At 60.2% G+C, this 24,648-nt stretch carries 27 protein-coding genes; 18 read left to right on the forward strand and 9 right to left on the reverse strand.

Going from position 1 to position 24,648, the window contains the following annotated elements:
• The first annotated feature begins 5 nt into the window (after nt 1-5).
• The 4 genes from FY152_17325 (at nt 6) to FY152_17340 (ending at nt 3,663) form a co-directional block, all read left to right on the forward strand.
• Entirely contained in the window at nt 6-776 is a 771-nt protein-coding gene (locus FY152_17325) for a rhomboid family intramembrane serine protease (protein ID UXS33928.1), read from the forward strand.
• A gap of 186 nt (nt 777-962) precedes the next feature.
• Nucleotides 963-1,709, forward strand: coding sequence for an electron transfer flavoprotein subunit beta/FixA family protein (locus tag FY152_17330; protein ID UXS33929.1), 747 nt, complete (start codon nt 963-965; stop codon nt 1,707-1,709).
• A gap of 25 nt (nt 1,710-1,734) precedes the next feature.
• A complete protein-coding gene (locus tag FY152_17335) occupies nt 1,735-2,664 on the forward strand; it encodes an electron transfer flavoprotein subunit alpha/FixB family protein (GenBank protein UXS33930.1) in 930 nt (309 codons plus the stop codon).
• A 117-nt stretch (nt 2,665-2,781) separates the two neighbouring features.
• Nucleotides 2,782-3,663 (forward strand): 3-hydroxybutyryl-CoA dehydrogenase, encoded by an 882-nt coding sequence (locus FY152_17340; protein ID UXS33931.1) that lies wholly within the window; start codon nt 2,782-2,784, stop codon nt 3,661-3,663.
• Between the two features lie 69 nt (nt 3,664-3,732).
• On the opposite strand, the gene FY152_17345 is transcribed toward FY152_17340, so the two are convergent.
• Nucleotides 3,733-4,401 carry a TlpA family protein disulfide reductase gene (locus FY152_17345; protein UXS33932.1) on the reverse strand — a complete coding sequence of 223 codons (669 nt, stop codon included), beginning with the start codon at nt 4,399-4,401 and terminating at the stop codon, nt 3,733-3,735.
• A 24-nt stretch (nt 4,402-4,425) separates the two neighbouring features.
• Between FY152_17345 and argH the strand changes: the two genes are divergently transcribed.
• From argH to FY152_17365, 4 genes are all read left to right on the forward strand, one after another.
• The gene (gene argH / locus FY152_17350) at nt 4,426-5,826 is read left to right on the forward strand and encodes an argininosuccinate lyase (protein UXS33933.1); all 1,401 of its coding nucleotides are present in this window, start codon (nt 4,426-4,428) and stop codon (nt 5,824-5,826) included.
• 94 nt (nt 5,827-5,920) lie between these two features.
• On the forward strand, nt 5,921-6,124 hold the full coding sequence (locus tag FY152_17355) for a hypothetical protein (protein UXS33934.1): 204 nt from the start codon (nt 5,921-5,923) through the stop codon (nt 6,122-6,124).
• A gap of 13 nt (nt 6,125-6,137) precedes the next feature.
• Nucleotides 6,138-7,406 carry a diaminopimelate decarboxylase gene (lysA, locus tag FY152_17360; protein ID UXS33935.1) on the forward strand — a complete coding sequence of 423 codons (1,269 nt, stop codon included), beginning with the start codon at nt 6,138-6,140 and terminating at the stop codon, nt 7,404-7,406.
• Nucleotides 7,407-7,584: 178 nt separating this feature from the next.
• Nucleotides 7,585-10,272 carry a TIGR02302 family protein gene (locus FY152_17365; protein UXS33936.1) on the forward strand — a complete coding sequence of 896 codons (2,688 nt, stop codon included), beginning with the start codon at nt 7,585-7,587 and terminating at the stop codon, nt 10,270-10,272.
• 263 nt (nt 10,273-10,535) lie between these two features.
• On the opposite strand, the gene FY152_17370 is transcribed toward FY152_17365, so the two are convergent.
• The 3 genes from FY152_17370 to FY152_17380 form a co-directional block, all read right to left on the reverse strand.
• Entirely contained in the window at nt 10,536-10,895 is a 360-nt protein-coding gene (locus FY152_17370; protein ID UXS33937.1) for a response regulator, read from the reverse strand.
• Between the two features lie 142 nt (nt 10,896-11,037).
• Nucleotides 11,038-11,580, reverse strand: coding sequence for a hypoxanthine phosphoribosyltransferase (hpt, locus tag FY152_17375; GenBank protein ID UXS33938.1), 543 nt, complete (start codon nt 11,578-11,580; stop codon nt 11,038-11,040).
• Nucleotides 11,581-11,648: 68 nt separating this feature from the next.
• A complete protein-coding gene (locus tag FY152_17380) occupies nt 11,649-12,320 on the reverse strand; it encodes a DUF3426 domain-containing protein (protein UXS33939.1) in 672 nt (223 codons plus the stop codon).
• 200 nt (nt 12,321-12,520) lie between these two features.
• Here FY152_17380 and ftsE point away from each other — a divergent pair, with 200 nt between their 5' ends.
• The 4 genes from ftsE (at nt 12,521) to FY152_17400 (ending at nt 15,938) form a co-directional block, all read left to right on the forward strand.
• Complete coding sequence (gene ftsE, locus FY152_17385) at nt 12,521-13,180, forward strand: cell division ATP-binding protein FtsE (GenBank protein UXS33940.1); 660 nt, start codon at nt 12,521-12,523, stop codon at nt 13,178-13,180.
• A complete protein-coding gene (locus FY152_17390) occupies nt 13,173-14,180 on the forward strand; it encodes an ABC transporter permease (GenBank protein ID UXS33941.1) in 1,008 nt (335 codons plus the stop codon). The genes ftsE and FY152_17390 overlap by 8 nt, the downstream gene beginning before the upstream one ends.
• A gap of 127 nt (nt 14,181-14,307) precedes the next feature.
• Nucleotides 14,308-15,024: a YdcF family protein gene (locus FY152_17395; GenBank protein ID UXS35092.1), complete on the forward strand. Its 717-nt coding sequence runs from the start codon at nt 14,308-14,310 to the stop codon at nt 15,022-15,024.
• A 116-nt stretch (nt 15,025-15,140) separates the two neighbouring features.
• On the forward strand, nt 15,141-15,938 hold the full coding sequence (locus FY152_17400) for a 1-acyl-sn-glycerol-3-phosphate acyltransferase (protein ID UXS33942.1): 798 nt from the start codon (nt 15,141-15,143) through the stop codon (nt 15,936-15,938).
• On the opposite strand, the gene FY152_17405 is transcribed toward FY152_17400, so the two are convergent.
• Nucleotides 15,911-16,462 (reverse strand): gamma-glutamylcyclotransferase, encoded by a 552-nt coding sequence (locus tag FY152_17405; GenBank protein UXS33943.1) that lies wholly within the window; start codon nt 16,460-16,462, stop codon nt 15,911-15,913. The two genes, FY152_17400 and FY152_17405, sit on opposite strands and share 28 nt — an antisense overlap.
• 49 nt (nt 16,463-16,511) lie before the next feature.
• Here FY152_17405 and FY152_17410 point away from each other — a divergent pair, with 49 nt between their 5' ends.
• On the forward strand, nt 16,512-17,513 hold the full coding sequence (locus tag FY152_17410; protein UXS33944.1) for a DUF2125 domain-containing protein: 1,002 nt from the start codon (nt 16,512-16,514) through the stop codon (nt 17,511-17,513).
• 181 nt (nt 17,514-17,694) lie between these two features.
• Here the strand turns inward: FY152_17410 and FY152_17415 are convergent, their stop codons facing one another.
• From FY152_17415 to FY152_17425, 3 genes are all read right to left on the reverse strand, one after another.
• On the reverse strand, nt 17,695-18,624 hold the full coding sequence (locus tag FY152_17415) for a prephenate/arogenate dehydrogenase family protein (GenBank protein ID UXS33945.1): 930 nt from the start codon (nt 18,622-18,624) through the stop codon (nt 17,695-17,697).
• The gene (locus tag FY152_17420) at nt 18,624-19,730 is read right to left on the reverse strand and encodes a histidinol-phosphate transaminase (GenBank protein UXS33946.1); all 1,107 of its coding nucleotides are present in this window, start codon (nt 19,728-19,730) and stop codon (nt 18,624-18,626) included. The genes FY152_17415 and FY152_17420 overlap by 1 nt, the downstream gene beginning before the upstream one ends.
• Before the next feature lie 84 nt (nt 19,731-19,814).
• Nucleotides 19,815-20,576, reverse strand: coding sequence for a methyltransferase domain-containing protein (locus tag FY152_17425; GenBank protein ID UXS33947.1), 762 nt, complete (start codon nt 20,574-20,576; stop codon nt 19,815-19,817).
• Between the two features lie 106 nt (nt 20,577-20,682).
• Between FY152_17425 and gloB the strand changes: the two genes are divergently transcribed.
• On the forward strand, nt 20,683-21,453 hold the full coding sequence (gene gloB, locus FY152_17430) for a hydroxyacylglutathione hydrolase (protein UXS33948.1): 771 nt from the start codon (nt 20,683-20,685) through the stop codon (nt 21,451-21,453).
• Nucleotides 21,453-21,893: a cupin gene (locus FY152_17435; protein ID UXS33949.1), complete on the forward strand. Its 441-nt coding sequence runs from the start codon at nt 21,453-21,455 to the stop codon at nt 21,891-21,893. Before gloB ends, FY152_17435 begins: the two co-directional genes overlap by 1 nt.
• A 208-nt stretch (nt 21,894-22,101) precedes the next feature.
• On the opposite strand, the gene FY152_17440 is transcribed toward FY152_17435, so the two are convergent.
• On the reverse strand, nt 22,102-22,875 hold the full coding sequence (locus tag FY152_17440; GenBank protein ID UXS33950.1) for a DUF3108 domain-containing protein: 774 nt from the start codon (nt 22,873-22,875) through the stop codon (nt 22,102-22,104).
• A gap of 252 nt (nt 22,876-23,127) precedes the next feature.
• Here FY152_17440 and rpmB point away from each other — a divergent pair, with 252 nt between their 5' ends.
• From rpmB to FY152_17455, 3 genes are all read left to right on the forward strand, one after another.
• A complete protein-coding gene (rpmB, locus tag FY152_17445; protein ID UXS33951.1) occupies nt 23,128-23,418 on the forward strand; it encodes a 50S ribosomal protein L28 in 291 nt (96 codons plus the stop codon).
• A gap of 157 nt (nt 23,419-23,575) precedes the next feature.
• Nucleotides 23,576-24,220, forward strand: coding sequence for a queuosine precursor transporter (locus tag FY152_17450; protein ID UXS33952.1), 645 nt, complete (start codon nt 23,576-23,578; stop codon nt 24,218-24,220).
• Nucleotides 24,221-24,310: 90 nt separating this feature from the next.
• Nucleotides 24,311-24,646, forward strand: coding sequence for a pentapeptide repeat-containing protein (locus FY152_17455; protein ID UXS33953.1), 336 nt, complete (start codon nt 24,311-24,313; stop codon nt 24,644-24,646).
• The last annotated feature ends 2 nt before the right edge of the window (nt 24,647-24,648 follow it).

Here is a 24,648-nt window from a genome sequence, read left to right on the forward strand (position 1 = left end):
ATTCGATGTTCATACCGCTGCACGATGCGAATTCCCTCAAACACATCCGGCTGCAATATGTCACGATCGGCCTGATTGTGGTGAATGTGCTGGTCTGGTTGTTTACCGGTGTGCTTGCCAGCGACACGCAGGCCAATGCCGCCGCACTCGGCCTCGGCTTTATTCCTGCGGTGGTTTTCGATTACGCCTATCTCGAGCCGGCCCTGCAGGTGGTGCCAGACGATGTGACAGTGATCACCTACGCGTTTCTGCATCTGGATTTCTGGCATCTGGCCGGCAACATGCTGTTTCTCTGGGTTTTCGGTGACAATGTCGAAGATGCGCTCGGCCATTTCCGTTTCCTGATCTTTTACATCGCCTGCGCCATTGCCGGTGCGCTGTTACACGGTTTTGTCGCTCCCACTTCGGAAGGGCCGCTGATCGGCGCATCCGGTGCGGTTTCCGGCGTCGTCGCGGCCTATTTCCTGCTGCACCCAAAGGTGCGTGTCTGGGTGCTGGTCTTCATGCGCATTCCGCTTCCTCTGCCCGCCTTCATTCCGCTGGCGCTGTGGATCGGCCAGCAGTTTCTGATGCTGGCGCTCGGGCTGGAAGAGAACGTATCCTGGGGCGCGCATGTCGGTGGCATAGTAGCCGGCGCAATCATGGTGATTTTCATGCGCAGGCCCGATGTTCCGCTGTTTGACCGCACCATTGTTCCGCCCAAGGCGGCGCAGTTCAAGAATCCGTCGCAAACGGCAGGGTTGTCGCAAATCGAACGGGGCTATGACGGGAGCTGATGAGCCCATGGCGAAGAGATAACGTATTTACGTTAACGTCAACGTAAGATATGCCTTGCGTGCATGTGATAATGAACATTGCTCCGTTGTAATTGCGGGAAAAATGCTTATCCATGTCGCCAACCTGTTTTTGGAGGTCCGCGCGGTCTACTTATCTCGCGGACAGGAGTTTGAGGAAAGCCGCCGATGAAGATCCTTGTCCCCGTCAAACGAGTCGTCGATTACAACGTGAAGATCCGCGTGAAATCGGACGGTTCTGGCGTTGAGCTTGCCAATGTGAAGATGTCGATGAACCCGTTCGACGAAATCTCCGTGGAAGAGGCGCTGCGCCTGAAGGAAGCCGGCAAGGCCGAAGAGGTTGTGGTGGTCTCCATTGGCCCGGCCAAGGCGGAAGAAACGCTGCGCACCGCGCTCGCCATGGGCGCCGACCGCGCCATCCTGATCGAGACCGACGAGACGGTCGAGCCGCTGGCCGTCGCCAAGCTTCTGAAGGGCGTGGCGGAAGCCGAACAGCCCGGCCTCGTCATCGTCGGCAAGCAGGCGATCGACGACGATTCGAACCAGACCGGCCAGATGCTGGCAGCATTGCTCGGCTGGGGCCAGGGCACCTTCGCCTCCAAGGTCGAGCCTTCCGACGGCAAGGTCGCAGTCACCCGTGAAGTCGATGGCGGTTTGCAGACCGTTGAGCTGAAGCTCCCCGCCGTCGTCACCACCGATCTTCGTCTCAATGAGCCGCGTTATGCTTCGCTGCCGAACATCATGAAGGCGAAGAAGAAGCCGCTCGACAAAAAGGCTCCGGCCGATTTCGGTGTCGATGTTTCGCCGCGCCTGAAGGTATTGAAGACCGAGGAGCCGGCAGGCCGCAAGGCTGGCATCAAGGTCGGTTCGGTTGCCGAGCTGGTCGAAAAGCTCAAAGCCGACGGCGTCCTCTAAGGTTTCGGAAAAGGGAGATATTTTTATGGCCATTCTTCTTCTGGCAGAACACGACAACGCAACCCTTTCCGACCTGACGGGCAAGACGCTGACAGCGGCAACCCAGATCGGCGGCGACGTCCACATTCTGGTTGCCGGTTCCGGTGCCAAGGGTGCCGCCGACGCTGCCGCGAAACTCTCCGGCGTTTCCAAGGTGCTGCTCGCCGACGACGCATCCTATGCCAATGCGCTCGCCGAGCCGCTGGCGGCGCTGATCGTCTCGCTTGCCCCTTCTTATGACGTCATCATCGCGCCGGCGACCGCCTCCGCCAAGAACGTCACGCCGCGCGTTGCGGCCCTCCTCGACGTGGCCCAGGTCTCGGAAATCATCGAGGTCGTCAGCCCTGATACCTTCAAGCGCCCGATCTATGCCGGCAACGCCATCCAGACGGTGCAGGCGACCGATGCGAAGAAGGTGATCACCGTGCGTCCGACCGCCTTTGCGGCCGCAGCCGAAGGCGGCTCGGCAGCAGTTGAAACCATTGGCGCTGCCGCAAACCCCGGCCTTTCCAGCTTCGTTTCCGACGCGCTGGCCTCGTCCGACCGTCCGGAACTGACATCGGCCAAGATCATCATCTCGGGCGGCCGTGCACTCGGTTCGTCGGAAAAGTTCAAGGAAGTCATCCTTCCCGTCGCCGACAAGCTGGGTGCAGCCGTCGGCGCCAGCCGTGCGGCCGTCGATGCGGGCTATGCGCCGAACGACTGGCAGGTTGGCCAGACCGGCAAGGTGGTTGCGCCGCAGCTTTACATCGCCGCCGGTATTTCCGGCGCCATCCAGCACCTGGCCGGCATGAAGGACTCGAAGGTCATCGTCGCCATCAACAAGGACGAGGAGGCGCCGATCTTCCAGGTCGCCGATTATGGCCTCGTCGCAGATCTGTTCGTGGCGCTGCCGGAACTCGAAAAGGCGCTGTGATTTTCAACAGCTATCGGGGGCGGTGCGTTTTTTAAACGCACCGCCTTCTCTTTTGCGGCGATATGCGTAACATCGCCGACCAGAACGCAGATGAAATCCCCAAGAGGAGACCAGCATATGACCGCCCCCTTTAAGAATATCGGTGTCATCGGAGCCGGTCAGATGGGTTGCGGCATCGCGCATGTTTCCGCCTTGGCGGGTTACAAGGTTCATATTTACGACCTTTCCAAGGACGGCATTGAAGCCGGTCTTGCCACGATCAATGGCAACCTCGCCCGCCAGGTTACCAACGGCAAACTTTCGGACGACGCCCGAAAAGAGGCGCTGGCGCTCATCAGCGGCTCGACGGATATCAACGACCTCGCACCGATGGATCTCGTCATCGAGGCGGCAACCGAAAACGAAGAGATCAAGCGCAAGATTTATGCGCAGGTCTGCCCCGTGCTGAAGCCCGAGGCGCTTTTGGCCACCAACACCTCGTCCCTCTCCATTACCCGCCTTGCATCCGCCACCGATCGCCCCGAACAATTCATGGGCATCCACTTCATGAATCCGGTGCCGGTGATGAAGCTGGTGGAACTGGTGCGCGGCATCGCCACCAATGAAAAGACCTTCGACGCGGCCAAGGATTATGTGCGGACGCTGGAAAAGGCGATCACCGTCGCCGAGGATTTCCCGGCCTTCATCGTCAACCGTATCCTGCTGCCGATGATCAACGAGGCGATCTATACGCTTTATGAGGGCGTCGGCTCGGTGGAGGCCATCGATACCGCCATGCGGCTCGGTGCCAACCACCCGATGGGACCGTTGCAGCTTGCCGATTTCATCGGTCTCGACACCTGTTTGTCGATCATGCAGGTGCTGCATGACGGCCTCTCCGACAGCAAATATCGCCCCTGCCCGCTGCTGGTCAAATATGTCGAGGCAGGCTGGCTCGGCCGCAAATCCGGCCGCGGCTTCTACGACTATCGCGGCGAGACGCCGGTTCCGACGCGCTAAAACCCAAGGGACACGTCTTGAAGGCCGCCGGATGAGGGAGGGAGCCCCCTCCCCTACGGATCAGCAAATTTATTTGGCCTTCATTGCCGACACCAGCGCCTTGGCATCTTCACTGTCCCAGGCGGCCGGGCCATTCATGGCGGCAAGCAGACAGCCGTTTTCGTCCAGAAGCATGGTCGCGGGCAGGCCGAAAGCGAGGCCTTCTTTTTTCAGCGTATTGAAGACGCCCATGGAACTGTCGCGGTAGAGCTTCAGCGCGTCGATCTTGTATTCGTCCATGAAGGCCTTCGGCTTTTCGTCCGCGCCAATGTCGATATTGACGGCCACCACCTCGAAATCATTGCCGCCCTTTTCATGTTCCAGAGCGTTCAGCGCCGGCATCTCTTCCCGGCAGGGTACGCACCATGTGGCCCAGAGGTTGAGCAGAACCGTCTTGCCCTTGAGATCGGCAAGCGTCATCTCCTGTGCCTCCGGCCCCTTGAAGGAAATCGGTATGACGCGCGGCCTGTCTGTGCCCGACATGGCCGCAACCTGCCCTTTCAGAAACGGCTTCAGCGAGGCAATGCGGTTTGCCGCGCCCTCACATAAACCGGCGTCAGTCACCGCTGCCCCTTGAACCGGGCTCTCAGACCCAATATGCCTGAACCAGACCGCGCCCGCGCCGCTTAAGACACCGGCAACGGCAGCAATTGCAACCAACTTGGCGGAAGGAAGCCTGAACGGCCTTTTTTCTGTCATCGAATACTCCAGGGCACTGCGAACATGGCTGACGGCACAGATCAGAAATCCTCCAACCAGATGTGGGGCGGGCGTTTCGCTTCCGGGCCGTCTGCCATCATGGAAGAGATAAATGCCTCCATCGGCTTCGACAAGAAGCTTTACGCCCAGGACATCCGCGGCTCTATGGCGCATGCCGCCATGCTGGCGGAAAAAGGCATTATTTCGCAGGAAGATAAAGACAAGATCACTCACGGCCTGAACACGATCCTGTCAGAGATCGAAGCCGGCACCTTCGAATTCTCGCGCAAGCTCGAAGACATTCACATGAACATCGAGGCGCGGCTTGCAACCCTCATCGGCACGGCCGCCGGCCGCCTGCACACCGCCCGCTCGCGCAACGACCAGGTGGCGCTCGATTTCCGCCTGTGGGTCAAGGAAGAACTGCAGAAGACCGAGGGTATGCTGACGGCCCTCATCGCCGCCTTCCTCGACCGCGCCGAAGAAAATGCCGATACCGTGATGCCGGGCTTCACCCATCTGCAGACGGCGCAGCCGGTGACCTTCGGCCATCATTGCATGGCCTATGTGGAAATGTTCGGCCGTGACCGCGCCCGCGTGCGCCACGCCATCGAGCATCTGGATGAAAGCCCGATCGGCGCAGCCGCACTCGCCGGCACCGGTTATCCCATCGACCGCCATATGACGGCCAAGGCGCTCGGTTTCCGCGAACCGACCCGCAACTCCATCGACACTGTCTCCGACCGCGATTTCGCGCTGGAATTCCTGTCGATCGCTTCCATCTGCGCCACGCATCTGTCGCGCCTCGCCGAAGAAATCGTCATCTGGTCGACGCCGCAATTCGGGTTCATCCGCCTCTCGGATGCCTTTTCCACCGGCTCATCGATCATGCCGCAGAAGAAGAACCCTGATGCCGCCGAGCTGGTGCGCGCCAAGACCGGCCGCATCAACGGCTCGCTGATCGCTCTTCTGACGGTCATGAAGGGCCTGCCGCTCGCCTATTCCAAGGACATGCAGGAAGACAAGGAACAGGTTTTCGACGCCGCCGAGAGCCTGGAACTGGCGATTGCCGCCATGACCGGCATGATCCGCGACCTTGAAGTGCGCAAGGACCGCATGCGCGCCGCCGCCGGTTCGGGTTATTCCACCGCCACCGATCTCGCCGACTGGCTGGTGCGCGAAGCGGGCCTGCCCTTCCGCGATGCCCACCATGTGACCGGCAATGCCGTGGCGCTGGCGGAGAAGAAGGGCTGCGACCTCGCCGATCTTTCGCTTGAGGAATTGCAGGCCATCCACCCCGGCATCACCAAGGGTGTTTTCGACGTTCTTTCGGTGGAAGCATCGGTTGCCAGCCGCACCAGCTTCGGCGGCACCGCACCTTCGGAGGTGAAGAAGCAGATCGCCTGGTGGCGCGGACGTAACTGATAAAATCGCGTTACGCTGCGATCACAAGAAACAGGGTGCACAAGCGCCCTGTTTTTCGTTATCAGAGAGGCACATATTTCCTTTGGACAGGCCCATGCTTTCAAAAACCGCGCGCAAACTTATCGTTCCCATCGGCATGACGCTCGCCGTCAGCCTTGTTCTCAGCGCCTGCGGGCGTAAGGGCGACATCGACCCGCCGAGCACGCCGGTCGAAATGCGCAACAAGCGCAATGCCGACGGAACGGAGACAAAGCCGGCGACGGCGGAACGGCCGTTCATTCTCGACAAGCTTCTCTGACGGATAAAAGCCTGTGAACCATTTTGGCTATATCGACGGCGTGCTGCACGCCGAAAACGTGCCCGTGCCTGAGATCGCCCAGGCGGTCAGCACGCCTTTCTACGTCTATTCGACCGCGACGCTGGAGCGCCATTATAAGGTGTTTTCCGGCGCCTTTGCGGATGTGGACGCCATGGTCTGTTACGCCATGAAGGCCAATTCCAACCAGGCAGTGCTGAAGACGCTGGCAAAGCTCGGCGCTGGCATCGACGTCGTCTCGGGCGGCGAATTGCGCCGCGCACTCGCAGCCGGCGTTCCGGCAAGCCGCATCATGTTTTCCGGCGTCGGCAAGACGGTGGCGGAAATGGATTACGCGCTGGAAGCCGGCATCTACTGTTTCAACATCGAATCCGAACCTGAACTGGAAGTCCTCAACCTGCGCGCCGTGAAAGTGGGCAAGCGGGCGCATGTCTCCTTCCGCATCAATCCGGATGTGGATGCGCGCACCCACGCCAAGATTTCCACCGGTAAGAAAGAGAACAAGTTCGGCATTTCCTATGAGCGCGCCCGCGCGGTCTATGCCCATGCCGCCACCCTGCCCGGCATCGAAGTCACCGGCATCGACATGCATATCGGCAGCCAGATCACCGAATTGCAGCCTTTCGAGGACGCCTTCCGGCTGCTGCGCGAACTTGTCGAGGCGCTACGCACCGACGGCCACACGATCAGCCATGTCGATATTGGCGGCGGCCTCGGCATTCCCTATCGCGAGGACAATAATCCGCCGCCGCTGCCGGATGCCTATGCCCATATCGTCAAGAACGAGCTGAAGAGCCTCAACTGCAAGATCGTCACCGAGCCGGGCCGCCTGATCGTCGGCAATGCCGGCATTCTGGTGACGGAAGTGATCTATGTGAAGGACGGCGGCGAAAAGACCTTCGTGATCGTCGACGGCGCGATGAACGACCTCATCCGCCCGACGCTTTACGAGGCCTATCATGGCATCCGTCCGGTGGTGCAGCCCGCCGCAGACGCGCCGCGCATCAAGGCCGATATCGTTGGACCTGTCTGCGAGACCGGCGATTATCTGGCGCTCGACCGGGAGATGGCCGCGCCGCAGCCGGGCGACCTGATCGCCGTCAGTTCCGCCGGTGCTTATGGCGCGGTGCAAGCCGGCACCTACAACTCGCGCCTGCTGGTGCCGGAAGTGCTGGTGAAGGATGACAAATTCCACGTCATTCGCCCGCGCGGCACCTATGAAGAGCTGATCGCGCTCGATTCCGTGCCCGCCTGGCTCGATTGATCTCGCCCGCATCACCGGTTGGTCGATCACAATCAAGCGAAGCTGCCTAAAAAATGGGGGTGAGGGCTTAGGTGCCCTCGTCTTCGCCACAAAGAATGTTATCCTTGCTCCGTGACATGAAACAGCTCGCCGTTCCGGGAATGGCGTTCGACGTGGCCAGAACCGGGAGAACGGATTGATGACCACAGCCGGAGAGGACAGGACAGGCAGAAAGCGCCCGACCGGCGCGTTCGCGCAGCGGCCGGACCTTGCCCGCCGGGTTGCCGCCAAGCGCTTCTTCGCTAAAATCGTACTGCTTTCGGAAAAAATTGCGCCGAAAACGCTGTGGCCGCTCTCCATCGCCGCCGTGTTTCTGGCGCTTGCCTGGTTCGGTCTCTACCGGCACATGCCGGATTTCCTGCGGCTCGGCGTTGTTTTCGTGCTGGTTTTCAGTTTCATCGCCACGCTTTTGCCAATCCTGCGGCTGAAATGGCCGACGGATAATGATGCATCCCGCCTGCTTGAAGATCGCAACGGTCTGGCGCACCAGCCGGTTGGCGTGCAGGAGGACGAACCGGCCTTCGATACGCCCTTTTCGCGAACGCTGTGGAAAGAACATCAGATCCGCATGGCGGAGCGCATCGCCGCGCTGAATGCCGGCCTGCCGAAACCCGATATCGCCCGTTATGACCGCCTCGCGCTGCGCGCCCTTCCCGCCCTTCTTCTGGCGGCCGCCTTCGGTTTTTCCTATTCCAACGGTGCGGGCACGATTGCCGATGCCTTCCGCAGCCGACCGGCCGTCGGTCCCCTCAATCCCGATATCCGTCTCGATGCCTGGGTCACGCCGCCATCCTATACCGGCCGCGCGCCGATTTTCCTGACCGGACGCGACGCAACCAACCGTGACGCGGTTTCCGTGCCGCAGTCCTCCAAGCTGACGATCCGCATGACCGGCGGCGATGGCGGCGAGGAAGTGACTTTCGAGCCTGAAATGGCAGGCGCGCTGCAAAAGCTTGCGCCGGAAGCGGCGCGTGCCGATAGCGCAAGCGGCGATATCGCCGTTCAAACGCCGGTTCGTTCGGCAGACCAGCCCGTCGCGCCGCGCACTTTCGCCATGGATGTTACCGAAAGCGGTATGATCACCGCCAATGGCGAACAATGGGTGTTCAACGTCATCCCCGACCAGCCGCCCAGCATCGCCTTCGACAATATGCCGCGCCGGGCCGTTAACGGCGCGCTGGAAATCGGCTTCACCGCCAAGGACGATTATGGGCTGAAGGAAGCTCACGCCATCATCGAGCCGATTGGCGTTGCGGAAGGTGCGACCGCGCTTTATCCGCCGCCGGAATTCAAGCTCGATCTGCCGCGACAGAATAATCGCGAGATCAAGGGCCTGACCAGCCGCAACCTGACCGAACATCCGATGGCGGGAAAACGCGTGCGCATCACGCTGGTGGCGACTGACGGCGCCGGCCAGACCGGCCGCAGCCCCGCGCATGAAATGGTGCTGCCGGGCCGCAACTTCTCCGAACCGCTGGCGGCCTCCATTGCCGAGCAGCGGCAGATTTTCTCGCTCGACACACGCCAGATGCCGAAGGCGATTGCCTATAACGAGGCGGTGGGCATGCGCCCCGAAGAGACCATTCCCAACACCACCCATTATCTCCTGCTGCAATCGGCGCAGACCCGCATGCGGCTCGCCTATAATGAGGAAATGCTGAAGGACACGGCCGATTATCTCTGGGAAATCGCGCTCGGCATTGAGGATGGCGACCTTTCGCAGGCCGAAAGACGCCTGCGCGATGCGCAGACTGCGCTTTCCGAAGCGCTTCAGCGCAATGCCTCCGACGAGGAAATCGCCAAGCTGATGCAGGAATTGCGGGAAGCCATGCAGCAATTCATGAGCGAGCTAGCGCAGCGCATGCAGAATGCGCCGCAAGCCAACATGAACAGCCAAGCACAAAACGTGCTGCGCCAGCGCGATCTGGAAAACATGATGAACCAGATCGAAAACCTCGCCCGTTCCGGCAATCGCGACGCGGCGCAGGAAATGCTCTCGCAGCTGCAGCGCATGATGAACAATCTACAGGCCGGCCGGCCGCAGCGTCAGGGTCAACAGGGGCAGCAGCAGAGCAGCAAGATGCGCCAGCAGATCGACAAGCTGGGCGAAATCCTGCAGCAGCAGCAAAAGCTGATGGACGAAACCTTCAAGCTCGATCAGGCGCTGCGCGACCGGATGCAGCGCGGTGACCCGCAGCAGGGCGACGACGAGCAGCAGATGGGTGAAAACGGCCAGCAACCGCAAGAGGGACAGCAGGGTCAACAAGGCGAAAATGGCCAGCAGGGCGGACAGCCAAGTGACCAGATGACCGCCGAACAATTGCGTGAAGCGCTGAAAAACCTGCGGGCGCAGCAGGATGCGCTCGGCAAGCAGCTCGGCGAATTGCAGCAGGGGCTACGCGATCTCGGCATGGAACCGGGCGAAAACTTCGGCAAGGCGCAGCAGGAAATGCAGGGCGCCGGCGAGGCGCTGGGCAAGGGCCAGGGCGAGCAGGCTGTCGAAGGTCAGGGCAATGCGCTCAATGCGCTGCGTCAGGGCGCGCAGGACATGATGGGCCAGATCATGCAGGCCATGCGCCAACAGGGCCAGCAGCCCGGACAGGGTCAGGAGGGCATGGCGGGCCAGGGCGGCCAGAACGGCCGCGACCCGCTCGGCCGTCCGCGCAGCACCACCGGCCCGGATTTCGGCGATCAGGTGAAGGTGCCTGATGAGATCGACGTGCAGCGCGCCCGCGAAATCCTCGAAGCCATCCGCGAAAAACTCGGCAACAATCCGCCCGGTGAAATCGAACGGCGGTATCTGGAGCGATTGCTGGACATACAGTGAGGGTTACGCACAGGCAATGCTGCGGCTCATTATGTCTTCAACGCCTGAACTTTTCCGTCATGCCGGACTTGATCCGGCATCCAGTCGACGCGCGTCTGCGCGGCGGAAAGAATCCTTTCAGCCCAAGGACTTGGGCTGGCTATATTCCGGCTCAAGGCCGGAATGACGGAAGGTGGGAATAGCGCAACGACGACTGCGGTGATGTCCGGCCAACAAAAAAGGCGGCCCGAAGGCCGCCCTTTAAATCTCTTCAATCTCGACACTCAGGCTGCAAGCGCCCGCGCTACAGCCTTGCGGATATCCGGAAGCGCAAAGGGTTTGGAAACCACATCGACGATCTTCTCCGCAAGATCGTCAGCCCGTTCTCGCTGCTCGGCATAACCCGTCATCAGCAGGATGCGCATGGCCGGGAAGCGTTCAGCGGCGCGGTGCGCCAGCTCGATGCCATCCATGACCGGCATGCGGATATCCGAAAGAAGAAGATCGAAACTGGTTTCCTGAAGCTTTTCCAGCCCCTGCTCGCCGTCTGCCGCCTCATGGGTCTCATGACCGTCGAGACGCAGCGCGCGGGCGACGAAAGCCCGCAATGCATCCTCGTCTTCGGTAATCAAAATCTTCGCCATCAATCATTGCTCCTGGGCATCATTTCCAGCCGTGAGCAACATCGCAGGCTCCTCTTTTCAAGAGGTAAACACCCAGCCTTTCGCTGGGTGGATGGTTAACGAGGCGTCTCCGCAATGTGCCATCCCGGCACGGCGAAAAAGCTCAGGCGTCGCCGGTCACGACGCCGACGAAAGGCAGTTCGCGGAAGGCATAAGCCACATCCATGCCGTAACCCACGACGAAATAGTCCGGACATTCGAAACCGACATAATCGGCCTCCAGATCTTCCTTGCGCTTGACCTTCTTGTCCAGCAGCACGGCGATGGTGACGTTGCGGGCGCCGCGTTCGTAAAGCAGTTCCTTGGCGAAACGCAAAGTGCGGCCGGATTCGAGAATATCGTCGATCAGGAGGACATCGCGGTCTTTCACATCGCTGTCGATATCCTTGACGATCCGCACCCCTTGCGAAACCGTGCCGGCGCCATAGCTCGACAGCGTGATGAATTCGACTTCGGGCGCAAGACCGCTGTCATGCAGCGCGCGGATAAGATCGGCCGCGAAAATGAACGATCCCTTGAGCACGGCAATGACCAGCAAATCCTTGGTCGGGCCGCTGGCGATGTGCCTGGCCATGTCGCGATTGCGCTCGGCGATCTGCTCGGCGGTGTAAAGCGGCTCGATATTTTTTCCACGGACGACGGGCATTCTTACTCCTGTGCTACGCCTTGCCGATTTTACCTTTCAGTAAAAATACAGGAGACGCGTTAGCACAGTCAGCGTTCGGACGCACCCGCCTCGACGAAGGAAAGCTTGATGTCAGGCATTTTTCCACCGGGATGGCGCAACTTTGCCGAAAAACCATGGCTGAAGCCAGGCTGCATCTGCCTGACCGGCGGCTCGATGACCATGCTGGCCAAGAGCTGTCCCTTGGCAATGAAGAGGTCGGCGCGAAGCGCGGGCACGTCCTCAACCGCTGTTCCGTTGTTTTCAACGATGCCGTTGATGAGCAGGACCTCCATGCCGCCCGCCTCCTGCGGGGTAACGGTGACATGGGAGATGGCAAGCGGGTTAACAGGCGCGGCAACAGCCGATTTTTCCGGCACGACGACCGACAGGCCGCCCGAGCAGATGAAAACAAAAATGGCGAGCCCCGCGACCAGCGCCGAATAGGCATCCGCAGACAGTCGCGACAATTTGCGATCCACCCAGCCGACGAATGCCAAACCGAGCACGCCCGCGGTGACGGGTGGTTTTTGCTTCTGCCGACGCGCCGCACCACGGTTGTCGTTTCCGGGCCGAGGCGAACGGTTTTCCTTGATGGTGACAAATTCCGCGTCTACCACATCGCGATCGGGATTTGCTGCGCGCGCCGAGCGGCGCACCGGCGTTTCCGGCATCAGGAGGTCGAAATCGAATGCCGCTTGCCGGCGAGATGAACGGAACATAGCCATAGAATTCCCCGGTCAGGTTTTCCGGCCCGCAAAACTGGGCATTGCAACGAATCCTGCCAAGTTTTAAATTTAAATGGTTAATGCTTCGCAAAAACGGCTCGCGCAGGCCACCGGATCCGGGTTAGACCCCGACATCCGAACCCCACGCGCCAGCGGCTTGCGAACCACCACGAAACGAAGAGACTGGAAGTCCGTTGATCCATTTCGAAAATGTCGGGTTGCGTTACGGCATGGGACCCGAGATCCTGAGGGACATGACCTTCGACATTCCCAAGGGCTCGTTCCAGTTTCTGACCGGCCCTTCTGGTGCCGGCAAGACCACGCTGCTCCGCCTGCTTTTGATGTCGCTGCAGCCGACCCGTGGCAATATCCGCATGTTCAACCGCGATGTGTCGCGCATTCCGCGCAGCGAGCTGCCGATGCTGCGCCGCCGCGTTGGCATCGTGTTTCAGGATTTCCGGCTGCTCGATCATCTGACGACCTATGAAAATGTCGCCCTGCCGCTGCGCGTGCGTGGCAAGGAAGAGAGCGCCTATCGCAACGACGTGATCGAGCTTTTGAAATGGGTCGGGCTCGGCGAGCGTATCAACGTGCTGCCGGCCATCCTCTCCGGCGGGGAAAAGCAGCGTGCCGCCATTGCCCGCGCGCTGATGGACCAGCCGGAAATATTGCTGGCCGACGAACCGACCGGCAATGTCGATCCGCCAATGGCCAAGCGCCTTCTCAACCTCTTTCTGGAACTCAACCGGCTGGGCACGGCCGTCGTCATCGCCACCCATGATTTTGGCCTGATGGACCAGATCGATGCGCGCCGGATGATCCTGACCGAAGGGCGGCTCGATATCTATGAATGAGATCAACCGCAAACCGTTGAAGCCTGAAGCGGCACAGCCGAAGCGCCCACCCATGCGCATCCGCCCCATGGCGCCCATCCTGCCGCCCTCCAACATTCAGGGCAATGCGCTGATGGTGGTCATCGCCATCATGGCCTTTCTTGCGTGCCTCACACTCGGTGCGGTCTCCATGGTGCGCGCCACCGCCGCCACCTGGCAGAGCCAGATTTCCCGCGAGATCACCATCCAGATCAAGCCCGAGGACGGGCTGGACATGACGGCGGCACTTAACAAGGCGCGCAATCTGGCGCTCACCTTCGTCGGCACGCGCGACGGTACGATCCTCGACGATGCCGCCACCTCACGCCTGCTGGAACCGTGGCTCGGCAGCGGTCTCGACCTTTCCGAACTGCCGATCCCACGCCTCGTCGTCATCACCATCGACGAAAACAACCCGCCCGATTTTCAGGCAATGCGCGACATGCTGAAGGCCGAACTTCCGCAGGCGTTTCTCGACGACCACCGCACATGGGTGGACAGGCTGGTCTCCATGGCCAGAACCACGGTCATGATCGGCGTCGGCGTTTTGATTCTCGTCTTCACCGCCATGGTGCTGACGGTGGTTTTTGCAACCCGCGGCGCACTTTCCGGCAACCGGCACATCGTCGAGGTCCTGCATTTCGTCGGTGCCGAAAGCAGCTTCGTGGCGCGGGAATTCCAGAAGCACTTCCTGAAAATCAGCCTCAAGGGGGCAGCGGCGGGCAGCGCGCTGGCGGCGACGGTTTTTCTTGCAGCCGGTTTCTGGCAGTCGAGCACTGTCGCCACACCGCAGAGCGATCAGGCAAGCGCGCTTTTCGGCTCTTTCTCGGTCGGTCTCGGCGGTTATATCGGCATCGCGACAACCATGATCATCATCGCGCTTCTCACCACCATCACGGCGCGCGTAACAGTTATTCGCACGATTGACGATATCGACCGGGTGCGTTCCGATCCGTCGAAAAGCGATGGTCTTGCGTCTTAAATGCCGGACCGGATTTCCCGAGTAAACTGAAACCGTTGCAAGCCGGATGTAACCTGCGGACGGTGGACAAAAATGCCTGTTCCTTGCCTTAATCGGCGAGTATTCAGGAGGAATGTTTGTGAGTCGGATGGACCAGGATCAGACAGGCACGCGACCGGCAAAAAAGAGCCTGCTGTCGCGGCGCGGTCGTTTGCGCCGTTTTATTCGTGGCCTCATCTTGCTTTGCGTCATCGCCCTCGGCGCTTTTTCCGGCGGCTTCCTGTGGTTTGCCGATTCCGTTGCCTCCATGCGCCCACCGGAAGGCGCGAAGGGCGACGCGATTATCGTTCTGACCGGTGGTTACCAGCGCATTGAACAGGCAGTCGGCCTGCTGCGCGACGGCGTGGGCAAGCGCCTGCTGATCTCCGGCGTCAACCCAGCGACCACCCGTTCGCAAATCCGCAAGATGACCCAGGGCTCTTCGGACATGTTTTCCTGCTGCGTGGATATGGGCTATAAGGCCATGGATACGATCGGCAACGCCAATGAGGCGGCAAGCTGGATACGCGATCACAACTATTCCGCCATCATCGTCGTCACCAACAATTACCATATGCATCGCAGCCTGCATGAATTGCGCAATGCCAGCCCGCAAACGGAGTTCATTCCTTATCCCGTCATCAGCGCGGACCTTGCCCGGACCAACTGGTTCTCCGAGCCGGATGTGGTCAGAACCATGCTTTATGAATATTTGAAGTTCGTAGCGGCGGCGGGACGCGACCTGACCGGCTTCGGCAAGGGTGACGGCCTGCGCAAGGCCTCTGCCGATCATTCCGCGATGAAGGCTGCGAGCACTTCGCCCTGAAAGGGGAGAGAAACGCGCTTGCTGCTTGGCCTTGTTTTCGTGTAGGCGTCTGGCATCGGCATCCGGCATCGAGGCGCTCAAAGTTTCGGAACGGCTGCATCCCGGGAAGGCTGTTGATGCTCAAGCTGCGCTCTTTTCTTTTCAATACGCTGTTTTATCTCAATCTCATTGTCCGCATGATCGTGCTGACGCCGATCTATTTCATCCTGCCACGCAAGATCGCCTTCGAAATTCCCAAGAACTGGGCGCGATCCAACCATTGGCTGATGAAAACCATCGTCGGCACCACCTTCGAGATCGAAGGGCTGGAAAACATTCCCGAGACCGGCTGCATCTTTGCGCCCAAACATCAGTCCTTCTGGGATACCTATGCGCTGCTGCCCAATCTGCCAGACCCCGTCTACATTCTGAAACGGGAGTTGATGTGGATTCCGCTGTTCGGCTGGTATGTGATGAAACAGCGCATGATCCCGGTCAACCGCGCCGCACGCGGCAAGGTGATGCTGAAGGTCATGGAGCGGGCGAAGGAGGAAATGGCAGCCGGCCGCGAGCTCATCATCTATCCCGAAGGCACACGCCGTCCACCTGGTGCCGAACCCGAATATCGTTATGGCATTGCCCGGCTTTACCGCGATCTGCAGGTTCCGGTCATTCCCGTCGCCATGCATCCCGGCCTCTTCTGGCCACGCCGCTCGACCATGCGCTATCCCGGCCATTTCAAGGTGCGTATCCTGCCGGCCATCGAGCCGGGGCTGGACCCCGACGTGTTTTTCAAGCGCCTGATCGACGTGACGGAAAAGGCGAGCGACGAGTTGCTGCTGGAAACCGCGCGCAACAACCCGCACCTGCCGCTGCCGCCGACCGCCATCAAGCGCATCGCCGAACTTCAGGGCAAGGATACAATCGCCGGCTGAGCCGCGAGCGTGCCGACATTGGCGGCAATGCTTTCCAGCAGCGAGTCGCGAATGCCCATATCCTGCAGATGCTGCACGGTATTGAAGACGTAGTCCGTATTCGGCCCGGACCGGCCCGATGCGGCCGCGACGATGACCGCCGCCTCGGTCACGCCCAGACCGCCAATATATTGCTCATGCGCGGGATCGGCCACATAGGTCACCGCGCTGCCGCGCCGGCCATCGGCAAAGGCAATTGCAACAACACGTTCCTTGTAGACATTCGTTATGAGTTCACGTTCACGCAGATAGGTCATGACGGGGTCGTAGTCTTTTCCCCTGACGCGGAAGGCGACGCCAAGGCAGGAACCGCCGCGCTCCAGCCCCAGCACGAGGCCCGGCTTTTCCTCCGTGCCGCGATAGACGCTGGAACTGATGCAGAGCGAGCGACGATAGCCATGCAGCCGCGCCTGCTGCCTCTCCTCAAAGGCGAAGCCGGGGTTCCACATCAACGAACCGTAGCCAAAGACCCAAAAATCGTCCATATCCCAAGCCAAATCAAAATTACCTGAAGTCTGTTCATCGGAGATCAATATGGCAGCGTCAAGCCAATCCGGCACCTCCAAAAAATTCCTCTGGCTTGGCATCGCCATTGTGCTGGTCATCGGACTTTACACGGCCGGGTGGTTTTATGCCGCCGACAGGCTGAAGCAGACGGTGCTGAACGCGATATCCCCCTCACAGGCCAGAAATGTCAGCGGTGAATGCGGCGATATCGCCTTCAAGGGTTATCCCTTCCGCATCGGCCTCTTCTGCTCGAAGGTGATGGTGGACGACAAGCAGAACGGCGTTTCCGCTTCCTTTGGCGAATTGCGCTCGGCAGCGCAGGTCTACAATCCCGGCCACATCATCTGGGAACTGGATTCGCCCGCGGAAATCCGCACCGCCCATGGCCTGACGGTTTCTGCCGCCTGGCAGAACATGCAATCGAGCATTGTCACCAAGCTGAAGGGCATCGATCGCACATCGCTCGTCATCGACGGACTGAAAGCGCAGGCCATTTCTTCCGTCACCGGCCAGACCATCGACTTCGATGCCGTAAAGACGGAAATGCACCTGCGCCAGAACGGCGCCGATCTCGACGGTGCAATCACGCTTACCGACTCGGCGACCGTCATCAAGGACTGGCCGCAGGTTCTTCCCCGCCTCGACGCCATCGTTGATGTCACACTTGCGGGCAAGGCGGGCATGGTCGACGGCAGCGACAGTTCCGGCCTGTACGGCGCAAGCGGCGAGCTTCGCCGGCTGGTGGCCGATATCGGCGAGGGCCGCACGATGCGCATCAGCGGCCCCTTCTCCTTCGACAATGAGGGTTATCTCTCCGGTCAGTTCAAGCTGGAGATCGAAAAACTCGGCGCCTGGTCGGACAATGCCAAGCAGGCGTTCCCACAGCTGCAATCCACCATCGACACGGCCCGCAAGCTGCTCGGCGCGCTTGCCGGCGGCGGCGACAGGGCGTCCGTCGATCTCGTGGTCGATCGCGGTCGCGCCACCGTCAGCGGTTTCATTCCGCTTGGCAAGATCCCGCCGATCTGAGCGGGTGCCCCATATTCAACGTCATCCTCGGGTTTGTCCCGAGGATCTGCAACCGATTGATTGTATCGACGTGTTTAGATCCTTGGGACAAGCCCAAGGATGACGAAGGAAAGAGTTGGTAATTTGCCAGCGAGTCCGATGGCCGGATCAAATCCGGCCATGACGGTACGTCAGAAGCGACTTACTTCTTCTGATCCAGAGCATGCCGTCCAAAGTCCGGCGCGTCGACGTCCTGACCGGCCTGGACGATGGAGCGGCGGATGGCGCGGGTGCGGGAAAACAGCTCGAACAGCTTGTCGCCTTCGCCCCAGCGGATTGCCCTTTGCAGGGAGGCGAGGTCCTCGGAAAAGCGCGCCAGCATTTCCAGGATGGCATCCTTGTTATGCAGGCAGACATCCCGCCACATAGTCGGATCGGAGGCCGCCAGACGGGTGAAATCGCGAAAACCGGAGGCCGAATATTTGATGACTTCCGATTCGGTCACCGTCTCCAGATCATCCGCCGTGCCGACGATGTTGTAGGCGATGATATGCGGCAGATGCGAGACGATCGCCAGAACCTTGTCGTGATGTTCGGCATCCATTTCATCCACGCGCGAACCAAGCGCCCGCCAGAAATCCTTCAGCTTCTCCAGCGCCTCGGCGTCCGTGCCGGGCAGCGGCGTGAAGATGCACCAGCGCTCGCGGAAGAGGCCGGCAAAACCGGCATCCGGGCCGGATTTTTCCGTACCCGCCAGCGGGTGGCCGGGAATGAAATGCACATTGTCAGGCATATGCGGCGCCATCTGCGCGATGACGGAGGCCTTGGTGGAGCCTACATCGGTAACGATGGCGCCGGGCTTCAGATGCGGCGCGATCTGCTGCGCGACGCTTTCCGAAGCCCCGACCGGCACCGAGACGATGACGAGATCGGCATCCTTCGCTGCCTCCGCCGCCGAGACCGTGTAATCCGTGCCGAGCGCCAGTTCCTCCGCCCGTTTCAGCGTGTCTTCGCTGCGGGTGGAAATCGTCACATGCCGGGCAAGTCCCAGTTCCCTGATATCGCGAGCAATCGACGAGCCGATCAGGCCGATGCCGATCAGCGCGATGCGGTCGAACATGATTTCACCCATCACGCCTGCCCCATAAACTCGCCAAGCGCCGCGATGACGCCGAGATTGGCTTCTTCCGACCCGACGGTCATACGCAAGGCATTGGGGAACCCGTAACCGCGTACCGCGCGCAGAATGTAACCGCGGCGGCTCAGGAACTCATCCGCATCCGCCGCACGCCTGCCGTCCTGATCCGGAAAATGGATGAGGATGAAATTGGTGACAGAGGGTGTGACGCTAAGGCCGAGACCGGTGAAGGCGGTCACCAGCTTTTCCATCCACAGGGCATTATGTGCCACGGCCTTTTCCACGAATGCCTGATCACGAATGGCAGCGGTGCCCGCCGCTATTGCCGGCGCACTCATGTTGAACGGTCCGCGAACACGGTTCAGCGCATCGATGATGGCGGCCGGAGCATACATCCAGCCGACGCGCAGCGCCGCAAGACCATAGACCTTCGAGAAGGTGCGGGTCATCACCACGTTGCGGTTACCGGAAACCAGTTCGAGACCAGCCTCGTAATCGTTCTTGCGCACATATTCGGCATAGGCCGCATCCAGCACCAGCACGACATGTTTCGGCAGACCGGCTTGAAGGCGACGGATTTCCGCAACAGGAACATAGGTGCCGGTGGGGTTGCCGGGATTGGCAACAAAAACCATCTTCGTCTTGGGCGTGACGGCGGCGAGGATCGCATCCACGTCCACCGCGCAGTCCTTTTCCTTCACCGTCACCGGGGTCGCGCCTGCGCCCATGATCTGGATCTTGTAGACGAGGAAACCGTGTTCGGTGATGATCGCCTCATCGCCTGCACCGAGATAGACATGGCAAAGCAGGCCCAGAAGCTCATCCGAACCGTTGCCGCACATGATGTTTGCGATGTTGAGACCATGCACATCGGCAATAGCCTGGCGCAGCGCGATGGCCTGACCGTCCGGATAGATTTCCAGATGGCTGGCAGCCGTGCCGAAGGCTTCAATCGCCTTCGGGCTCGGGCCGAGCGGTGTTTCGTTGGAGGAGAGCTTATAGACCTTCGCAACGCCGTCCACATGTTCCTTGCCGGGAACATAAGCGGCGATATCCAGGATACCCGGACGCGGAACAGGTTGGCTAAGCTCTGCACTCATTTGATCGACCTTTGGAAAAACGCCGGAGAACCCGGCAACAGCAATGCCGGAGGCATTAGACCGGAATGGGCGTTTTGTCGAGGGTCAGCGCGGCTTTCCGTGCTTTGCGGCGGTGCGGGTGGTGGGAACACCCTGCGGCGCGAGCACGGGTACAAAAACCCGGCGCGATGCGCGCTGGGTGACGGGCAATCCCTGATAGAGACGTTTCTGCGCCTCCACCACGATGACGCCCGAGAACAGGGGCCACAGCCTGCGGCCGGTGAGTTCGAGGTAACGACGGAATTTCAATACCGGGCGGCTGGTGGTCGGCGGAAAGAACAGCGCCTCGGCGGAAGCCCCCGGCGTGAAGTTGGTTTCACGCAGCAGCGCTGTCAGCTGGCCGCGCGAATAGGGCCGCCCCGAGCCGAAGGGCGTATGTTCCATGCGCGCCCAGACACCGCGCCGGTTCGGCACCACGATCACCAGACGTCCGCCGGGCGCTAGTACCCGCCACAGTTCCTTCAGGCTCTCGCGCGGATTTTCGGCAAATTCCAGCGCGTGCACCATCAGCACCCGGTCTATGGACGAATCGGGAAGCGGCAGTTCCTCGTCAAACACCAGCGCCGTGGAAGACAGCTCGCCAGCCGGCCAGTTCACCGCGCCCTGCCCCGCCGGCATGAAGGCGAAGGTGCGTTCGGTATCGTGGCGGAACCGGTCCAGAAACGGCACCGCATAACCGAGGCCGACCAGTCGCTCTTCCGGCAAAGGCGGCCAGAGCGTCGAAAGCGCCATGGTGATCGCCTGCTCGGCCGAGCGGCCAAGCGGGGAATGATAGAATTCGCGCAGATCGACGATATCAGTGTTCATGGGCGAGAATGTAGCATCAGGCGGTTGGACTTCAAGGCGTCTGCCCCTACATTGAAACCCAGGCGGATAAATGCGTCGGCTCCGGCCGGCAAATGGAGAGGATGAGATGAAACCTTTGGAAATAGACGTCTTTCTTTGCCGCAGCGACAATTTCGGGGTTCTGCTGCACGATCCCGAAAGCGGGGCGACCGCCGCCATCGACGCGCCGGAAGAAGGCCCGATCCTGCAGGCTCTCGATGGCCATGGCTGGAAACTCACGCATATCTTCACCACCCACCATCATCAGGACCACGTTGAGGCCAATCTGGCGCTGAAGGACAAGTTCGGCTGCGAAGTGCACGGGCCTTACGACGAGGCTATCGCGATCCCCGGTCTCGACCGCTCACAGGCAGATGGCGACGAGTTCGAATTTGCAGGACGCCGTGTTCAGGTCATTTCCACGCCCGGCCACACCGCAGGACACATCTGTTATTATCTTCCCGATGACGGGTTGCTGTTTGCCGCCGATACGCTGTTTGCCATGGGCTGCGGCCGGCTGTTCGAACGCCCGGCGGCGGATATGTGGCATTCCTTCCAGAAATTGATGGCGCTGCCCGATGACACAAAAGTCTATTTCGGCCACGAATATACACTCGCGAATGCCCGTTTCGCCCTCACCGTCGATCCCGACAATGCGGTTCTGAGCGAGCGTGCGGCACGCGTTGAAAAGGCGCGGCAGGCGAATGAATTCACCATTCCCACCACCATCGGGCTCGAAAAGCAGACCAATCCCTATATGCGGGTCGCCGATGCCGGTATCCGCCGGCATCTTGGCCTGGAGACCGCCGCTGACGCGGATGTTTTTGCGGAAATCCGCACGCGCAAGGACAATTTCTGATGGGCGCCGTTCTGTCTGCGGAAGCGATCATTCGCGAACTGGGTCTCGAGCCGCATCCCGAGGGCGGTTTTTATCACCAGACTTTTCGCGACAAGGCGGGCGGCGAACGCGGCCATTCAACGGCGATCTATTATCTTCTCGAAAAAGGCGTTCGCTCGCACTGGCATCGGGTCACCGATGCCGTTGAGGTCTGGCATTATTATGCGGGCGCACCCATCGCGTTGCATCTTTCGGACGACGGCCGGGAGGTGCAGACCTTCACGCTCGGTCCCGCCATTCTCGACGGCGAGCGCCCGCAGGTGATCGTGCCGGCCAATTGCTGGCAATCGGCGGAAAGCCTCGGCGATTTCACCCTCGTCGGCTGCACCGTCTCGCCGGGATTTGCCTTTTCGAGCTTCGTCATGGCCGAACCCGGCTGGTCGCCGGGGGATGCGCCCTGAACCTAGAGCAGTCGCCTGCGGAGTGAGTGAGTGCCCATTGTTTCTTCTCCCCGAGGGGGAGAAGTCCGCGGCAGCGGGATGAGGGGGCAAGGGTAGAGATATTCGGAGAGGGTGCCCCCTCATCCGACCCTTCGGGCCACCTTCTCCCCGAACGGGGAGAAGAAATACGCCGCAACCTCTGCTTTTCTTACGCCAACGTCAGCTTCGGTCAGCCGCCGTATTTCGTCGCCGTGATGTAGACCTGCCCCACCCGCGTCGGAATGATGGCGTAGACCGGCGCATAAACATCCATATTGTTCGACTTGGCGAACCAGATCTCCATTGAGATGGATTTCAGATATTCGATATCCTTGCGCCCCTGCCGGTAGCCCGACTTTGGCACGTACCGCGCCTTGCAAACGATCGCATCACCACTAAAACCGTTGGTCTTGAAGGGCTTGGTACCACTGGAACTCAAAACCAGATCGAGTCGCGATTCGCCGTCATAGATCGGCAGGCGGGTCGGGCAGATACGGCCGCCGGAGGGAATGATCAAACCGGAAATAGGGTCGAGAACCGAGCGCAGGTCGCGGTCCTTTACGTCAACCCAATTGTCCGGCCGGGCCTTCGGCTCGGGTTTTACCGTCGTCGATGTGACGTTGCCGTTGCGATAGACAACGTCATAGGTCCGTACCCGCTTGCCGTCCTTGTAGACCAGCGAATATTCGTTGGCCTGCAGTCGGTGGCCGCGCTTGGCGCCGGAAACAGTCGTCTTGCCGGAAATATCCTTGAGGATGCTGGCAAGGCCGGCGGCGCTGAAGGAACCGGAGATCGAATAATTCGGTCCATCCATGCGAGTCGAAAAACTCGCCCGGGCAATCGGCAAAATACCGAGATTGATGCTGTATTCGCTTGTGTGGCGCGCTTCGGCGGCGAGCGAGGGGGAAACGCCCGTTAACGCCATTGTCGCGGCCACGAAAATGCTTTTTCCTCTGGCAATCATTCTGATATCACCTTAAAAGAGGCGCGGAAGCGGCCTTATCTGGCGATGATATACGCCGACTTGTGGCAATAAAAAAGCGGACGACGGTTGAAAACGCCGGAATTTCCTTTCATTTGCTCGCGAGCGGCTTGACTGTTAAGTCTCGTCTGACTATAGAACCGCAACTTTCCAATCATGGCCAGTTGGATTGCCACCCCGGTTTTGCCGGTGGCGAGCCAGTGGTGAAACAGACGAAACGAAATAGGTGTACCCATGTCCCGTGTATGCGAATTGACCGGCAAGGGCGTCCAGACGGGCAACAACGTCAGCCACGCCAACAACAAGACCAAGCGCCGGTTCCTTCCGAACCTCTGCCAGGTCACGTTGATCTCCGATGCTCTCGGCCAGCGCTTCCGCCTGCGTGTTTCCGCAGCAGCTCTGCGCTCCGTTGAACACCGTGGCGGCCTCGATGCTTTCCTTCTGAAGTCCGGCGAAAACGAACTGAGCATGCGCGCTCGTCTCCTGCGCCGCCAGATCGCCAAGAAGACGGCCGAAGCTGCTTAATAGCGGTTTCGACATCATCGATATTCAGAGGGCTTGAATGGCTTTTGCCGCTCAAGCCTTTTGTTTGTTCTCGGTTGCATTGGATTTTCCGAAAACCGGTCAAGGCTTTTCGGTCCGATGTTTGGCTCTAACTGGTGGCATCACCCAGGATAAAAAAATGCCCTATCTGCGCTTTACGCTTATCTATGTCCTGCTGATGACACTGGTGGTCGTCGCGTCCAATATTCTGGTGCAATACCCGCTTTCCGGCTCGTTGTTCGGCGTCAATCTCGGCGACCTTCTGACCTGGGGCGCCTTCACCTATCCGATCGCCTTCCTCGTCACGGACCTGACCAATCGCCAGTTCGGCCCGTCCATCGCGCGCCGCGTCGTGCTTGCCGGCTTCGTCGTTGGTGTCACACTGTCCTTCTGGACATCGATCCCACGCATCGCGGTCGCCTCCGGCACCGCCTATCTGATCGGCCAGTTGCTGGATATTTCCGTTTTCAACCGCCTGCGCCGCCAGCGCTGGTGGCATGCGCCGCTTGCCGGCTCCATGCTGGGTTCGGTGCTGGATACGGCCCTGTTCTTCTCCATCGCCTTTGCCGCAAGCTTCTCTTTTGTCGGCCCCAACGATGCCTTCGCCATCGAAAACGCGCCCATCCTCGGCGTCTTCGCCATGGAAGCACCTCGCTGGATTTCCTGGGCGCTTGGCGATCTGTCGGTGAAGGTTCTCGTCGGCCTTGTCATGCTCCTGCCTTACGGTGCGCTGATGAACACGCTGAAGCCGATGCCTGGCGCCGTCAAATCGAGCCGCGTTTGAGGCCGGGCAAGCGTGGGTCAAATCACGCTTGCAAACCAGCCGTCAGCATTGCAGTCTGCGGTCCGTGGCACAGCACGGAGGCGGGTCGACATGCAGATCAAGGACGTTATTGACATCGTGGAGGCTGCCAGCGCCACGCTTTCAGGCTCAACCTTCAACGACGTCAATCTTTCCGGCACGGTCTTTGACAATGTCAATCTTTCCGGGGCGAGCTTCAATAATATCAACCTATCAGGTGCGTCGTTCACGGATAACAACATGTCCGGCTGGTCGATCGACGACGTCAATTTTTCCGGTCTGAAACTGAGCAACTCAAACCTGTCCGGTGCGCAGATAACGTCATGCCGAATGACCGGCATGAAGATCGACGGCATTGCCGTCGAGGACCTGATGGCTGCCTACAAGGCAGCACAGCAGCAGGCCTGATT

It is taken from the genome of Agrobacterium tumefaciens (assembly GCA_025560025.1).
Classification (GTDB): Bacteria; Pseudomonadota; Alphaproteobacteria; order Rhizobiales; family Rhizobiaceae; genus Agrobacterium.